General features: G+C 42.0%; 15 protein-coding genes. 6 read left to right on the top strand and 9 right to left on the bottom strand.

Going from position 1 to position 15,175, the window contains the following annotated elements; translation table 11 throughout:
• Positions 1-3 precede the first annotated feature (3 nt).
• Positions 4-810, top strand: coding sequence for an Rpn family recombination-promoting nuclease/putative transposase (locus N0824_RS00885; RefSeq protein WP_108935346.1), 807 nt, complete (start codon positions 4-6; stop codon positions 808-810).
• 35 nt (positions 811-845) lie between these two features.
• Here N0824_RS00885 and N0824_RS00880 read toward each other — a convergent pair whose 3' ends face one another.
• Positions 846-2,183, bottom strand: a complete 1,338-nt coding sequence (locus N0824_RS00880; RefSeq protein ID WP_108935345.1) for a proton extrusion protein PcxA — start codon at positions 2,181-2,183, stop codon at positions 846-848.
• A gap of 76 nt (positions 2,184-2,259) precedes the next feature.
• Here N0824_RS00880 and N0824_RS00875 point away from each other — a divergent pair, with 76 nt between their 5' ends.
• Complete coding sequence (locus N0824_RS00875) at positions 2,260-4,377, top strand: hypothetical protein (protein WP_108935344.1); 2,118 nt, start codon at positions 2,260-2,262, stop codon at positions 4,375-4,377.
• A gap of 238 nt (positions 4,378-4,615) precedes the next feature.
• Here the strand turns inward: N0824_RS00875 and hemB are convergent, their stop codons facing one another.
• A complete protein-coding gene (hemB, locus tag N0824_RS00865; protein WP_108935343.1) occupies positions 4,616-5,602 on the bottom strand; it encodes a porphobilinogen synthase in 987 nt (328 codons plus the stop codon).
• Between the two features lie 436 nt (positions 5,603-6,038).
• Between hemB and N0824_RS00860 the strand changes: the two genes are divergently transcribed.
• Together N0824_RS00860 and N0824_RS00855 are read left to right on the top strand one after the other, a co-directional pair.
• The gene (locus tag N0824_RS00860; RefSeq protein ID WP_002779946.1) at positions 6,039-6,404 is read left to right on the top strand and encodes a phasin family protein; all 366 of its coding nucleotides are present in this window, start codon (positions 6,039-6,041) and stop codon (positions 6,402-6,404) included.
• A gap of 59 nt (positions 6,405-6,463) precedes the next feature.
• Positions 6,464-6,844, top strand: coding sequence for a hypothetical protein (locus N0824_RS00855; RefSeq protein ID WP_066029793.1), 381 nt, complete (start codon positions 6,464-6,466; stop codon positions 6,842-6,844).
• Positions 6,845-6,923: 79 nt separating this feature from the next.
• On the opposite strand, the gene N0824_RS00850 is transcribed toward N0824_RS00855, so the two are convergent.
• The 3 genes from N0824_RS00850 to N0824_RS00840 all read right to left on the bottom strand — a co-directional run bounded on the left by N0824_RS00850 (position 6,924) and on the right by N0824_RS00840 (position 9,182).
• Entirely contained in the window at positions 6,924-7,073 is a 150-nt protein-coding gene (locus N0824_RS00850; RefSeq protein ID WP_108935342.1) for an isochorismate synthase, read from the bottom strand.
• A 196-nt stretch (positions 7,074-7,269) separates the two neighbouring features.
• On the bottom strand, positions 7,270-7,902 hold the full coding sequence (locus tag N0824_RS00845; RefSeq protein ID WP_108935341.1) for a retron system putative HNH endonuclease: 633 nt from the start codon (positions 7,900-7,902) through the stop codon (positions 7,270-7,272).
• A complete protein-coding gene (locus tag N0824_RS00840; protein WP_108935340.1) occupies positions 7,899-9,182 on the bottom strand; it encodes an AAA family ATPase in 1,284 nt (427 codons plus the stop codon). Before N0824_RS00840 ends, N0824_RS00845 begins: the two co-directional genes overlap by 4 nt.
• A gap of 286 nt (positions 9,183-9,468) precedes the next feature.
• On the opposite strand from N0824_RS00840, the gene N0824_RS00835 reads away from it, so the two are divergent.
• Complete coding sequence (locus N0824_RS00835) at positions 9,469-10,659, top strand: bifunctional 2-polyprenyl-6-hydroxyphenol methylase/3-demethylubiquinol 3-O-methyltransferase UbiG (RefSeq protein ID WP_108935339.1); 1,191 nt, start codon at positions 9,469-9,471, stop codon at positions 10,657-10,659.
• Positions 10,660-11,142: 483 nt separating this feature from the next.
• On the opposite strand, the gene N0824_RS00830 is transcribed toward N0824_RS00835, so the two are convergent.
• The 4 genes from N0824_RS00830 to N0824_RS00815 all read right to left on the bottom strand — a co-directional run bounded on the left by N0824_RS00830 (position 11,143) and on the right by N0824_RS00815 (position 12,936).
• Positions 11,143-11,382 carry a DUF4327 family protein gene (locus N0824_RS00830; RefSeq protein WP_002738935.1) on the bottom strand — a complete coding sequence of 80 codons (240 nt, stop codon included), beginning with the start codon at positions 11,380-11,382 and terminating at the stop codon, positions 11,143-11,145.
• Positions 11,383-11,708: 326 nt separating this feature from the next.
• A complete protein-coding gene (locus N0824_RS00825) occupies positions 11,709-12,197 on the bottom strand; it encodes a diacylglycerol kinase family protein (protein ID WP_108935338.1) in 489 nt (162 codons plus the stop codon).
• 32 nt (positions 12,198-12,229) lie between these two features.
• Positions 12,230-12,739: an rRNA maturation RNase YbeY gene (ybeY, locus tag N0824_RS00820; RefSeq protein WP_108935337.1), complete on the bottom strand. Its 510-nt coding sequence runs from the start codon at positions 12,737-12,739 to the stop codon at positions 12,230-12,232.
• 11 nt (positions 12,740-12,750) lie between these two features.
• On the bottom strand, positions 12,751-12,936 hold the full coding sequence (locus tag N0824_RS00815; protein ID WP_002752941.1) for a DUF3285 domain-containing protein: 186 nt from the start codon (positions 12,934-12,936) through the stop codon (positions 12,751-12,753).
• 482 nt (positions 12,937-13,418) lie between these two features.
• Here N0824_RS00815 and N0824_RS00810 point away from each other — a divergent pair, with 482 nt between their 5' ends.
• Entirely contained in the window at positions 13,419-14,870 is a 1,452-nt protein-coding gene (locus tag N0824_RS00810; protein WP_108935336.1) for an ATP-dependent DNA helicase RecQ, read from the top strand.
• The last annotated feature ends 305 nt before the right edge of the window (positions 14,871-15,175 follow it).

Raw genomic sequence — 15,175 nt, 5'->3', positions numbered from 1 at the left:
CTTGTGAAGACCGATACAATTTTTTATCAACTATTGCAAACTTTTCCGGGGTTAATTTTTGAATTACTGGGAGAATCAACCCAGAAAGCTAAAAATTATCAATTCTCCTCCCGAGAAATCAAAGAATTAGCGCGTCGTTTTGACGGTATTTTTTTACCGACCACAGCAGCACCGGAACTAATTATTTACTTTGTTGAAGTGCAATTTCAGGATAAAAGTGATTTTTATTGGCGATTTTTAACAGAAATTGTCATCTATCTCAATCAGTATAAACCCGTTCAGGATTGGATGGCTGTCGCTTTATTTGCCTCCAGGGATCTGGATAATAACTTTCCCTATCAACTGCGGGGATTTGAGATAACGGGACAGATCAGACGTATTTATTTAGATGAATTAATCGATAGTCCAGATCCGTCTCTGGGTTTAGGAATTATTCAGTTAATTGTCGCTACACCCCAATTAGCACAGCAACGAGGAAAACCACTTTTAGAAAAAGCGATCGCTCAAATTGATGATCTAGTTTTCCAGCAAAAAGTTATAGAATTAATTGAAAGAACCTTAGCCTATAAATTTACTAATCTTAGTCGCACGGAGTTAGAAGCTATGTTCGGATTAGATGATCTCAGACAGACTCGACTTTATCAAGAAGCTAAACAAGAAGGTCGTGAAGAAGGACGCGAGGAAGCTAAAACTGAAGCGATCGCTGGTTTACTAGCTTTAGGTTTAAGTATAGAACAGATTGCCACTGCTTTGCAATTAGAATCTACCAAAGTACAAGAGACAGCAGCAAGATTATCCTCCCAAAATTAGAAGGGTAAATTAACAAGTTTCTCCCCGATTTTACCCTATTCATTCATATTACGATAGGTAGCCACTGCCGAGGGAGAAATGCGATTGAGATAACGGAAAATCCAATATTTTAAGACTGTATCCAAGATCACGGGAAAAGTGGCAATAAAGAGAAAATTAAACTGGCGATTTTCTGGTAAACCGAAATGACGACTTAACCCTTCTAGGATCACTTCCCAACCGTGGGGAGAGTGGAAACCGACAAATATATCGGTAAAGAGAATAATTAAAAAAGCTTTAGCTGAATCGCTAAGATTATAGAGAATGCCATCGAGAAAAGACTTGACAATCTCGATTTCTCGACGACTAAAAGCAACAACAAAACCAAAGGCAATCAGGGAACAAATATCGGCGAAAATATTGGAGATCGCATTTAAACCTCGTTGGCGAAATTCTTCACTTAGTACCGCCGCTTTTTTAGTAATTTCTCCCTCGATTTCTTCCTTAGATAATTTAGGGGCTAAACCAATCATACCTCGAAAATGTAAAGCTTCCTCAAATCTTCTCAATTCCGAAAAAGCCTCTTCTTCTAAATCCTGATTGATAAAAATAAACTGTTCCTGTTGTTGGAAATATTTATTAACCAAGGGGGTAATCAGAAAAGTTTTGGTTAATTGCTGGGTTAATAAAGGAACAATAATTAACAGTAAAATAAACTTGAGGGAAATGGCTGTTTTATAACGAGAATTGCGAAATTTCTTTAAAACTGCCTCCTCCGATTCCTCCGCTTGCGGATCGATTTCCTGTTTAATGCGATTAAAAGTATTGACAAAAGAACGGGGTAAAACCCCCGGTTTTTCCGTAGCTTTTTGGGATTTATTACTTTTGATTATTTCCTCCTCTTCAGGACTACCAGCCGCTAAAAAAGAGCGATTTCTAGAAGTCTTGTTTTTCGCTGTTTCCTGCTCAAAATTTCTGTTCTGGAGACTTTTGGGAACATCTTCAAGATCTTCTTGCCAATAGTTACCTTGATATTTTCCGATAATACTATCAATAAACTGAAGTTTTTTCAGACAAACATCTGTGGTGACAGTAATCACCCCATTATTAATTGTCGGTTGATTTGGTCCAAAGGTATTAACGATCGAGCGACTAGCTTTAAACTCCGTCAATCTGACTTTAATTTTTTGCAGATAACCTTTAACTTCTGAGATAAAATAGGAATTAGTGCTGCTGCCATAATTCGAGAACCCATTCGCCACTTTTCGCCCTTGAAAATGCTTGTCTTCTATCTCCTTAATCTTCAAAGCTGCATGATACGCCTCATCTAAAGAACGTTCAGGAGTTTGTAATAACCATTGATTAACACCTTGCAAAATCCGATTAAGATTCATAGAAAACAATTACTTCCACAAGGAAAAAGCTAGAGTACCGATCAGTCATCTTAACAAATACAATTGAGAAAAAACGATGTCAATCATACCAATTTGGATCGAAGGTGGCACGCGATCAGGAAAAACCACCGCTTTAGTCAGGGAATTTCAGCGCTGGGTGTCTCGCGATCGCTCAAAATCATCCCCCCTTCCTCGATCGATCTTAGTTTTCGCTGCCAACGATGATAATAAAGGGGAATTAGCCGATCGATTAGCCCTTGCTGTTAAGGGTAGCCATCCGATTCTCTGCAAAACCCCTTTAGGTTTTCTCACCGATGAAGTCATCCTGTTTTGGCCGTTAATTTTCGAGTTTTTGGGGCTAAAAGCCCAATTTCCCCGCCGATTACGCCCAGAAACGGAGCAGGAACTCGCCACCCGTCTCTGGCAACCAGCGATCGCTAAATTCTTCCAGCTTACTAGCATAAATGAATATCGTTTCGTCCGTCAAGTTCTCGATCTGTTACAATTAGCCGGCGCTAGTGGTGTTCCCGCAGAAACAATCCCGCAAAAATTAGCCGACGGATTATCAGAAACAGATCTAAAACGAGTTTTAGCGATTAATGAGCAGGAAACACCAGAAAAAGTGGGAGAATTAATCATTCAATGGCGTGATTGGTCTCTAGAACGTGGTTTATTAAGTTATGGTATCATCTACGAACTCTATTGGCGCTATTTATTCCCTGATAGTCGTTATCAACAGCAACTATTAAAACGCTTCCGGGGAGTTTTTGCAGACGATGTGGACGATTATCCGGCTATTGCCAAGGATTTACTCAGTTTTTTCCTCGATCACGATTGTTTTAGCGTTTTTACCTACAATCCCCAGGGAAAAATTCGCTTAGGATTAACTGCCGATCCCGATTATCTACAAAAATTAGCGGCACGCTGTCAAACTATGCCATTATCTACCACTAACGGGTTAGCTGCTCAGTTTAGCGAGACGGTTCTCTCCCTAATTAGCGACGGTGACTATCGTGGCAATCTTCCCGATCAATTCATCTCCCTGCAAACCACCTCTCGCGCTGAATTGTTACGGAAGACAGCCACAGCTATTATTCAAGCAGTCAAGCAAGGAGCAGTAAAACCCGAAGAAATCGCCGTTATTGCTCCCGGTTTAGACGAAATCGCCCGTTATAGCCTGATGGAAATTTTAACCGGTGCCGGGATAGCCGTTCAACCCCTGAACGAACAACGACCCCTGATCAGTTGTCCTCTGATTCGGGCATTATTGACCCTTCTCGCCCTTGTTTACCCAAATTTGGGGCGTTTAGCCCCCCAAGAGGCCCTAGCGGAAATGCTGGTGATTTTTAGCCGTTATCGCTGGGATGAAGAACAAAATTTAATTCCCGATATCGATCCAGTTCGCGCCGGATTAATTGCCGATCATTGTTATCAAGTGCATCCAGAAAATCCTCGTTTATTAGCGATCAAAACTTTTCCCCGTTGGGATCGCTTAGGACAAAAAGCTTGTACTGCCTACGAAAGAATTTGTCACTGGATCGAAGGGATGAAAAAACGGCAGCAAGAAGCGAAACTTTTCCCGATTTTTGTCTTAAATCAAGCGATCGAACAATTATTAAACGATGGGGAAAATTTGCCCTTCGATCACTTGGCAGCTTTGCGAGAATTAATGGAAACTGCCCAACATTTTTGGGAGATCGATCGCCGTTTGCGTGAGAGTGAACCCTCTTTTCAAAGTCCCAGCGAAACTATTAATCAATTTATCCAACTTTTGCGCCGTGGTACAATTACCGCTAATCCCTATCCTGTGCGACAATTTATTAAATCTTCCTCAGCAGTTACCCTAGGCAATATCTTTCAATATCGTTCTTTTCGTTCTAGTCATCGTTGGCATTTTTGGCTAGATTGTTCCTCTCCACTCTGGGAACAAGGAGGTGCTGCTACTCTTTTTGCCGCGCCAATTTTTTGGCGAGAAAGTCCCTATCAACGCTGGACAACAGAAGCAGAATTAGAGGAAAATCAGGCCCGTTTACAGAGAGTTTTAAGGGATTTATTAGCAAGGGTAAGCGAAAAAGTTATCCTCTGTCACAGTGATTTAGGAGTATCGGGAACCGATCAAACCGGACAACTTTTATCCTTAGTACAAGCGGCAAAAGAATATAATTACAGCGTTTCTCCTCAAGATGAAGTATAACCTAAGTTGCTATTGACGACTGGCCACCCAAAAGGAAAACTTCCTATCTCACCATCACCAATGCAGCCCGGCGATGGATAATAGAGAGAACTTGGTCTGGGTTGCATAAATCTAGAGGATTATGTGGGAATTATGAGGAATTGCCAGGGAATCATGAGAGAGTCGTTTATATTGTCATGGTAGGTCCGATGCTTCGCCGTTTAACCGATAATCAGCATGGTGGGTTCAATCAACAAGTTTAACCCTCTGCTAACCAGCGCACGGCATCCTTAGCGTGGTAGGTTAAGATAATATCGGCACCGGCCCGTTTAAAGCTGGTTAAAGTCTCTAAAGTCACCCGTTTTTCGTCAATCCAGCCATTTAACGCCGCCGCTTTAATCATTGAATATTCCCCCGATACATTGTAGGCAGCCACGGGTAAATTAGTCATTTCCTTGATTCTCCAGATAATATCCATGTAAGACAGGGCAGGTTTTACCATTAACATATCTGCTCCCTCTAATACGTCTAATTCCACCTCTTTTAAGGCTTCTCTGGCATTACCCGGATCCATTTGGTAGGTTCTGCGATCGCCGAATTGGGGGGTAGAATCCGCCGCATCCCGAAACGGACCATAATAGGCAGAGGCATATTTAGCCGTATAGGAAAGAATTGGTGTATCACTATAACCAGCCTCATCCAATCCTTGACGAATTGCCTGGACAAAACCATCCATCATTCCCGAAGGTGCAATGATATCCACTCCCGCTTTTACCTGAGAAACGGCGGTTTTTTGCAATAATTCCAGAGTAGGATCGTTTAACACCCTGCCGGTTAAATCTCCCGTTTGCAGATAACCACAATGACCGTGGTTGGTATATTCACACAAACAAGTATCGGCGACAATGAGTAGATCGGGAACTGCCTCTTTAATTGCTGTGGCCGCTTTTTGGACAATACCATGATTGTGCCATGCTCCCGTCGCCTCTGTGTCTTTACTTTCTGGCAGCCCGAATAAAATAATCGCTGGGATTCCTAAATCACGCACTTCCTTGGCTTCGTCAACAATTTTATCGATTGATAATTGGTACACCCCCGGCATCGATTTCACTTCCTGGGCGATACCTTCCCCCGTCGTGGCGAAAAGGGGATAGATAAAGTCATTGGCTGTCAAGACGGTTTCACTCACCAGACGGCGCATTTGAGGGGTTTGACGCAGACGACGGGGGCGATGAATAGGAAACATAGTTTTTTGTGATTAAATCGGGAATCTGGTCTCGATTCTTTAGTTTAAATCTTTGGTTAGGATGAACACAAATCAATTCAGCCGGCTGCGGGCTGCTGGCAGCTATCGGCAATATTTAGTCATTTTGAGCTTAATCACACTATTTAGGTTAAAAATGACCTAATGAGGCTCTATCGTCGTTTTGAGGGCGAAAAACCAGCAATTTGACTAAAATTTCATCTTTATAGGGATCAATTTTGCTGTCGCCACCACCGCATCTCTTTACAAAACTTTACCTCATCAGTTTTCAGTTCAGTTCACTCATGGCTCTCTTGGATAGAGGTGCAAGCGTTCACCGATTACTGTTCACTGTTCACTCACTCCCAAAACCCGCCTCCATTTGGGAGAAGGATCGTTTATTCTAGGAAGTAAGAGCGATCAATTCAGGATTTTTGCTATGGTCAACTTAGGTGATTTAGTCAAAAAAGCAGTTTATTTGGGTGTAGGCATTGCCGCTTATGCCGCCGAAAAAGCTGAAGTAAATTTACAAGAATTAAGAAATCAAGCCCAAAAATTAGCCGATGAGATGATTGCTCGCGGCGAAATAAACGCGGAAGAAGCGCGCAAATACGTCGATGAGTGGGTGAAACAGGCACAACAGCAAACCGTAGAAGGTAACGAATCTAATATTCCCCATGAACCCCGACGGATAGAAATTATTGAAGATGAGGAGGACACCAAGGCAGCCAATCCAAAAGTAGATGAATTGCGGCAAAAGGTGGAACGTCTTCAGGAAGAATTACGGAAACTGCAACAGGATTAAAACCTAGATTTTAGCGGCAAATAATTAATTATTACCAGACAAGGGATGCAAGTATAAACATGGACGATTGGCAGAAAGATTTTTGGGAAGTGATCGAAACTGTCGCCCTGGGAATTGAAACTTTTTTCCAAGAAGTAGCCCAAACTATCGAAGAAATTAATGAGGAGATTATCATCGATCTGGAACAGTTTATTCAAGAGGTTTTACCCCAGGAATTAGAAGAATTTTTTAACCTCGATGAATACCCCTTTTCGGAATCAGATGAACCCTCGGATTTTACCCTCACTCCTAAGGTTAACCCCGATCCTAACACCCATCCTGCTTGTATCGGTTGCCGTAATTATCACGGTTATATCTACGGAGGTAATCTTCTCGTCTGCGGTTTCCATCCCTACGGTTGGGATAGTGATAGTTGTCCCGATTGGCAAGCAGAGGATTAATTATTTTTCTATAAAATCAGGTAGGGTTATTATCCCTACCCATAACTTTTATCTCAAAGCAATTACCCATCATTTTTAGTTAAGAATTACCCTTGGGAGCATGGTAAGGTTCAGAATCAAAAGGCTGCATCCCCACATCGGGATATTCATCACTGTTGGGACTAAAAATGCGAGCGAAAGCCTCTGTTAGGTACTGGACAAAATTGTGTAATGTATCCTTGATATTCATTGCTTTTCTCTCCAACTCTCGACAACAATCTCTTTTTCGGATCAGGTTGATTCACCCCTCCACCCCAATTATCTGACCAGAATCTCATCAATTGTTGACTTTTGAGATAATTCTTGAATAATCTTCATAAGACTTTATATTTTTTCTTGTTTATCCAAACTTTTATAAAAATTCTTGTCTTTTTGTAAAGGAAAGATTATTCAATTAAATCGCTGAACAAATATTTGATTGTTGTCCAGAAAGGATTGTATCTTTGTTGATCATCTAAGCATAAATATCCATTGACAAAAACTTTTAATTGAGCATTATCTATCTCCTCATCCAAAAAAGGTTTGATGGCTTTCTGACGAAAGTCGTTGATTTTATTGAGGTTTAATCCCAACTTTTCGATAGTATTAATTGCTTTTTGATCATCTTCTTGTGCAGGTTTAATTGTACCATCATAGTTAAAGGCAAAGTGGGACTCACAATCGGGATTAAGTGGAGAGATTAAGAGATTTTCATCAAACCAGTTATCTTTTAGATTACCACAGTGCCGAGGTTCACCAGGCTTAAGATTTGCCTGACAGGAACATAGCAAATTGGCATAATCTAGGGGATCAACACTGGGATCACTCTGAGGTTTAAAATGTTCTATATGCCATTTACCATCAATCAATCGACTTTCACAATAACAACATATTTCCCCCTGTTCTGTCATCAAAGCTTTAATTAGTATTTCTTTTGGTTTTCCCGCTAAATTTCTAAAGTAGGGCTGCCAATCTGAGTTAGCTTGCTCTTTCCAATTCTTAAACTCTGGTGGTTCTTGTATTTTTCTAATATACTTCATTTTCCGATAATTTCCTTGCGTCGAATAATAACTTCAGCTTTAATTAATTCTGGATCATCTTGAATTTTAGCTCTGAGATCATTGATTTTATTTTTAGCTGCCTCTAATTGATTTTGAGAAATTTGTTCATAGATATCTTTCAAAGCTTCAGCGATTTCCTTGGGACGAGTTGTCTCTAATCCCATCAAATCTTCTAAAATTCGATCAACATTTTTGCCGTAGGACTCCTGCACGGGATGAACTTTTATTCCCATTTCTGTTTGTTCCATGAAGTGTAAACTTTCTGGTTGAACATGAGTGATAATATTAGGAGAATGGGTGGAAATAAAAAATTGACAGTTAGGAAAAACTTCTAGTAATTTAGGTACTACAAATCTTTGCCATTGAGGATGTAAATGTAAATCAATTTCGTCAATGATAATAACGCCAGTACCCGTTAAGGGATAAGGATTTTGAGGATTAGCAATCGCCATTCTTCGAGCTAAATCTCCCAGCATAGCAATCAGACATTTTTCTCCATCAGAAAGTTGATTAACAGTAACTATTTTATTCTTTTTTGTTACTTCCATTCTCAAGGGATTACGACGGACGCTAAGATTACTAAAATCGGGTAGAAAACGTTCGATCGTTTCCCGAACCGCTTCCAATTGGGGATCAGGAAAACAAAAACCTTCTGGTTTAATTAGATAATCCTGATATTTTCTATTTTCATTTTCTAAATCTTCGCGCTCGCGAAACCATTCAAAAAAAGTGCGAAAATCTGATCCACTGGTTAAAGCATTTTCGTAGGCACTTAGAGATTCAAATTGATGTTTTGTTTTAATTTTTAAGGGTATATCCAGCACTGCTCGATTAACAGAATAATAAACAAATAAAGGTAGGTTAATTTGTCCTTGATGTTCAGTAATTTGTCGTTGTTGTATTTGTTGAGTGTATTCATTTAATTGGCTAAAATTACTCCGTTCTCCAGCGTGGATATATCCAGTCCTAGTTTTTACTATTTTCCAAGTAATCTCTTGACTATCTTCCGTCACCCCAGTGATTTCAATTATAGCCGTCCCCTGACCATTATTAATCTCAGTTTTGCTAATCTGTTGTCCACTGGCATTAGTATTTTTTAGGCGATTAACTAACCATGAAAGCATAATAGCCAAACTGTCTAAAATGGTAGATTTTCCCGCACCATTAACTCCTATAAATACGTTTAATTGCCGATGAAAGTCGATGTTTAAACTGACTACACCTCGATAATTAACAAGCTTTATAGACTTAATTTTCATGGTCTTTTGTATCGGCAAGATTTGCTTATATTTGAGATAATTGTTAGAGAATGACTCTCGAATAATTGCCAGTAAAACTTAGATAGGGTTAAGAGACAGTAGGACAAGGAATAGAAAAGAATATTGACCAAGGAAATAATATCTAGTTTTGGCACAGAACCGGATAGTCATAATGATTATTTATCATTTACCCTCGACCAACTCAAAAAAACCCCGGCTGACTTTCCCGATCGCTGCTGTCTGTGAGACAATCGATCGAGTGTTATCCTAAACTCCGCCAATTTTCATGTCCGACGACGCTACTATTCGCACTGCTGTACAACGTCTCTACAATACCTATCCTTTCCCCCCCGAACCGCTCCTAGACGAACCTCCTCCGGGTTACAATTGGCGCTGGAATTGGATTGCTGCCTATAACTTTTGTTGTCATCGTAAACCCGAACGAGAGGATATCCGCATTCTCGATGCAGGTTGTGGTACTGGTGCGGGAACCGAATATCTGCTCGCGCTCAACCCTTTCGCTCATGTAGTCGCTATAGATATCAGTGAAAAAGCTCTAGAAATTGCCAAAGAACGCTGTAATCGTTCGGGAGTTGCGACAAAGCACCGAGGTTCTCTGGATTTTCACCATTTACCCCTTGAATCGGCCACTAATCTCCCCGGAGAATTTGATTTAATTAACTGCGTCGGGGTGCTGCACCATCTCCCGGACCCGATTAAAGGTATTCAATCCCTCGCGCAAAAGCTGGCCCCCGGTGGTCTGCTGCACATTTTCGTCTATGCACAATTGGGACGCTGGGAAATCCAGTTAATGCAATCTGCGATCGCACTTTTGCAGGGAGACCGACGCGGGGATTATAAAGATGGGGTCGCTGTCGGCCGAGAGATTTTTGCCTCTCTACCGGAAAATAATCGCATTTTGAAACGGGAAAAAGAGCGTTGGTCAATGGAAAATCATCGCGACGAGTCCTTCGCTGATATGTATGTTCACCCCCGGGAAGTGGACTATAATATCGATACCCTCTTTCAACTGATTGATGCGTCAGGATTAGCCTTTATTGGCTTTTCTAACCCTTCCTACTGGCAATTAGACCGTTTATTGGGTAAATCCCCCGAATTGATGGCTAGAGCGCAAAATTTAGGGGAAAGGGAACGTTATCGCTTGACGGAATTATTAGACCCGGAAATCACCCACTATGAATTTTTCCTCGCTAAACCACCGATTTTGACTGCCGATTGGTCCGGGGATCAAGTCCTAGAGAATGCAGTGGCCGAAGTTCATCCCTGTCTTTACGGTTGGCCTAGTGCAAGTGTTCTAGACTACGATTATCGGCCAGTTAATCTCTCGGAAAGAGAATTTGCTTTTTTACAAGCTTGTGATGGTCGTTTAACCGTGGGAGCAATCGATGCTCAAGTTGGTTTAGGATTAACTGGTGTGCGTTCTTTACAACAGCGCCAACTACTGATTTTAAGTTAGGGAAAACTTGGGGATGTTAGAGATAGCGTCCCCTGGCAATGGGGAACTTGTGAACTAACTTGGCTAAATAGGGTTTGCTGAAAAAGTTTGTTGGTGGGGTTAGGAGTCAGGAGTCAGGAGTCAGGAGTCAGGAGTCAGGAGTCAGGAGTCGGTCGTTTCAGGCTTTGTTGCCCTCTTTTTTTGTACCAGTTTATGTACTATGAGGAGAATAATGCAAGGTTTTTGAATGTCCCAATCCTATTTTCTTGCACTAACATCAGATTTTAACAGGTCAAAAGCCTTATTTTCAAAGGGTTTTACCATTATTCAGCAAGTCCTAAATATTGCCAAAACTTCTTTTTTCTTAACAATTACACCCTTCCTATCCCCATAGTTTCAGCCCCAGAATTGACCGGGGCTGAATTATAATAGTTTAAGGAAGTGGACAAGGCTGCTAAATTTCTGATTAGTCCGATTTTTCCCCAGATCGGCAAATGGGAGAGTTTAATCATTATCCCAAGATTCCGAGGCGATTAAGTCACCAATTTGGTCTCTGAGAAGGTAGTCACATCGTTCTAGTTCACATTCAACACAAACCCACTCCCGGGGGGGAATGAACTGACAGAGGGTGTAGATCGGTTGGTGTCTGCTCACTACCCCCTGTTCTACCATCTGACGGACTTCGTCCTTAATCATCCTGATAGAGTAAGCGGTGGGAGCGGTGGAGAAAGTTATGGCACTCATGGGAGATTTCCTGCAAGATCTACAAAAGAAGTCTTATCACTAACTATATTCTAACCTATAGGGGGACAAAAGAGATTTTTTGCTGTATCGACGATTACAATTTTTTATATATAGCGAAACCCTCTCCCCTCGCCAGTTTAGGCTTAGGTTAAGAAAAGTTAAATTTATCGGCTAAAAGTTGTCGAGTCCCCTTATGTCAAATCGGCTTTTTTAGCCGTCAGGAGTCAGGAGTCAGGAGTCAGGAGTCAGGAGTCAGGAGTCAGGAGTCAGGAGTCAGGAGTTAGCTTTTTCTCCCTACTCCTCTCTCACCACTTCCCACTTCCCACTTAAACTAATAAATGGGGAATAAAAATAAAAGCCGCTACGAGTAAAGCGGCGATCGAGGCGATTAAAACGGCACCAGCGGCACAATCTTTCGCTATTTTGGCTAAATCATGGTAGGATTGCCCCACCGTCAGATCCACCACTGATTCTAGAGCGGTGTTAATTAATTCTAAGACCATCACCAGAGCGCAGGTAAGGGAGACAATCGCCATTTCTAGGGCATTAACCCGCAAAAATAAGCCCCAACTAATCGCTACTAGGGTAATCAGGGTGTGAATGCGAAAATTTCTCTGACTGACAAAAGCATAACGGACTCCGGCCCAAGCGTAGCGAAAACTGACTAATAGATTCGAGGCGACTTGCCAAGCGTATTCTCTTTGATTGGGATTGTTGCCCTCACTCAGCTGTCCCGATCGAGGGATAAAATTATTGTTGAGATAGGGATTAGATAGGCTGGCAGATTGGTTGGCTTGATGATAGTTTGTCTTCATATTCCTCAATAATGCTTGACAAAAACAACTAACTATGTATCGGCAATTTTGACGGTTTTTAACAAAGTTTCCTGTAAAGATAGCATTTCTAACAGACTTGTTTCATCGGGATGATCCCAACCCAAAAGATGTAAACAAGCGTGGGCAGTTAACCAGGCCAATTCTCGCGCCAAAGGATGATTTTGTGTTAAAGCCTGTTGTTGTGCTGTCTCCACAGAGATGATAATATCCCCCAAATATAAAGGTTCTGTCTCTAAAATGCCCTCATCGACCGGGAAATCCACTTCGAGAGCGGCAAAAGCGAGAACATCCGTCGGTTGATCTTTGTGGCGATATTGGCAATTATAGGTCTGAATTTCTCGATCGTCTGTTAAACGCAAACTTAGTTCATAACCGGCGGCAACGGGGAGATAATCCGATAGATAGCCTAACCATGTCTCCAACCAATAGTGCCAAGTTTGGCCATCCACAGGACTATTTCCGGGATCAAAATAATTATCCTGTAGGCATAAATCCACCCCTAGGGGCAAAGTCTCACTCACCAGATTTCACCTTAGGGACGCGTCAGATAGGAAATACCGACAAAAAAGCCTAATAGGGCTGCCGTAGTCAAAAAAAAGTGTTTTAACGAGACGCCTTTTTTCTTGACCATATTCCGCATCGCCAGCTTGACGTAACTGGGTTGCGCTTCGGTGGCGGTTTCTACTGCGGGGTCAGTGGTGCTAACAGGTTCAGTCATCAGTAATTCCCCAGACAAGGATTGATCGCTATAAGTGTAACAGATTATTAAAAAAGTGCAAAAAAATTCAATTATGGGAAAAACTATTCCCCGTCCGGGATAGTCAAAACCGCTCAAACTGTTTAAACCAGAGATTTCTAACCAGTTGTGCCTTTAAACCAGCCCCTGAATTTTAATACAAATGCTCTCCCCTCCCCCGCTCCTTTCTCCCCTCTCCCGGCTCTTCTAGGTTCTGTGTGATAAGTTTAACTTATATAGGATCGATCAATCTTTGTGTCCTTTGTGTCTTTGTGGTTCCTTCCACTCGCTCGCTAGGAAGAATGTATCTTAGAATACATTTTGCCCACCAAACCTAAGAGAGCCCTCTCCCCAATTCATAATTCATAATTCATAATTCATAATTCCCACACCCCACACCCCACTCTCCTGCTCCCCAATTCATAATTCATAATTCATAATTCATAATTCCCAGCAGTCTAACCATGTCTTCCCAATATCCCGAAAGCATCCAGACTATTTTTCAAAAAATTTGGGGCTATGAGGCCTTTCGCTTTCCCCAACAGGAGATTATCGAGACAATTCTAGCGGCACAAGATGCCCTGATTGTCATGCCCACGGGATTCGGTAAATCTATCTGTTTTCAATTGCCCGCTTTATTAAAAACCGGCTTAACCCTAGTGATTTCTCCCCTAGTGGCCCTGATGGAAAATCAGGTGGAGGAATTATTAGCCAAAAAACTACCCGTCGCCCTTATTCATCACGAAATCCCCCGACAACAGAGAAAGAAAACTTTAGCAGCGATCGCAGATCAAACCCTGCGACTTCTCTATCTTTCCCCAGAAACCCTCTTAAGTCCGCCCCTCTGGTCAAAATTAACCCTTCCCCACGTTAAAATTAACGCTCTCATCCTCGACGAAGCCCATTGTTTAACCCAGTGGGGCGATAATTTTCGTCCTGCCTACCGTCGTCTTGGGGCCGTCCGTCCCGCTCTGCTGCAATCGAAACCAGCCGGCAGCCAAATAGCGATCGCTGCTTTTACCGCCACCGCTAACCCCGCCACCCGTGAGACGCTCACCCGCATCTTACAACTAGAAAAACCACAGCTTTTCTTAATAAATCCTTACCGTCAAAACCTTGACCTAAGCACCAAAATATGTATTAGCCCCGGTTGTCGTCGTCATCAACTATTAAACTTCCTCACCGGTCAACCTCGACAATCCGGCCTGATCTATACTCGTTCCCGTCGCCATAGTGAAAATTTAGCGGCATGGTTGCAATCTCTCCACTATCGCACCAGTGCCTATCATGCCGGTTTATCCCCCTTTCAGCGTCGGGAAATAGAACAAAATTGGCTGCGGGGGGATTTAACTTTTGTTGTCTGTACCTCAGCTTTTGGCATGGGTATCAACAAACCCGATGTGCGTTGGGTTGTCCACTACCAACCCCCAGCTTTACTATCAGAATACCTACAGGAAATCGGCCGCGGTGGTCGCGATGGGGGTAAAATGCAGGCTCTCACCTTAATTAGTGAACCGACGGGATGGTTAGATAATAGCGATAAAAACCAGCAAAAATTCTTTAACTCCCAACAGGAACGCCAATACCGACAAGCTTGGCAAATTTTAGCCCAAATTCCCCTAGAGGGCAAAGTAGAGGCGATTAGTGCCGAATTTCCCGATGGTGCGCTCATTCTCTCCCTTTTACACAGTCTCGATCGCCTAGAATGGCTCGATCCTTTTCATTATCGGCTTATTTATCGCCATAATTCCGCCAAGATGACTTTTAACCCCAAAAATGAGATGTTTCCCTACCTCTATACCCGTCGCTGTCGTTGGCACTTTCTCTTAAATGCCTTTGGTTTTCAGGAAAATGCCGATAATTTTCGCTGTGGTCATTGCGATAATTGTCGTCGCAATCGACCTCTGGTAAGCTAGGGAGCGCCAGAGCAGGAAAGGGGTGAGAGCTTTTGTACTAAATTTTCCTGTCTTTTTTCTCCTCCTGTCTGGGATTCTCCTCAGCTAAGGTCAGATTTTTGATTTTTGCAGGAGATCTATAGCGGTTTTCCCAGAAGTTAGTCCCGATTGAATCTATCAAGGGATTTACCATACCTTACCCGAAATAATAGTGAAATTTTGTGACAAAGTACAGCCAGATATAAGAATCTTTGCTAGATTTCTAGAAGGATTCTGTGATAAGTTTCCTTAAAAGGAGGCTGTTTGCAGTAAGCTAATCTGACTAA

It is taken from the genome of Microcystis sp. 0824, from assembly GCF_003112475.1.
Classification (GTDB): Bacteria; Cyanobacteriota; Cyanobacteriia; order Cyanobacteriales; family Microcystaceae; genus Microcystis; species Microcystis aeruginosa_C.
This window is presented reverse-complemented; position numbering and strand designations above follow the sequence as displayed.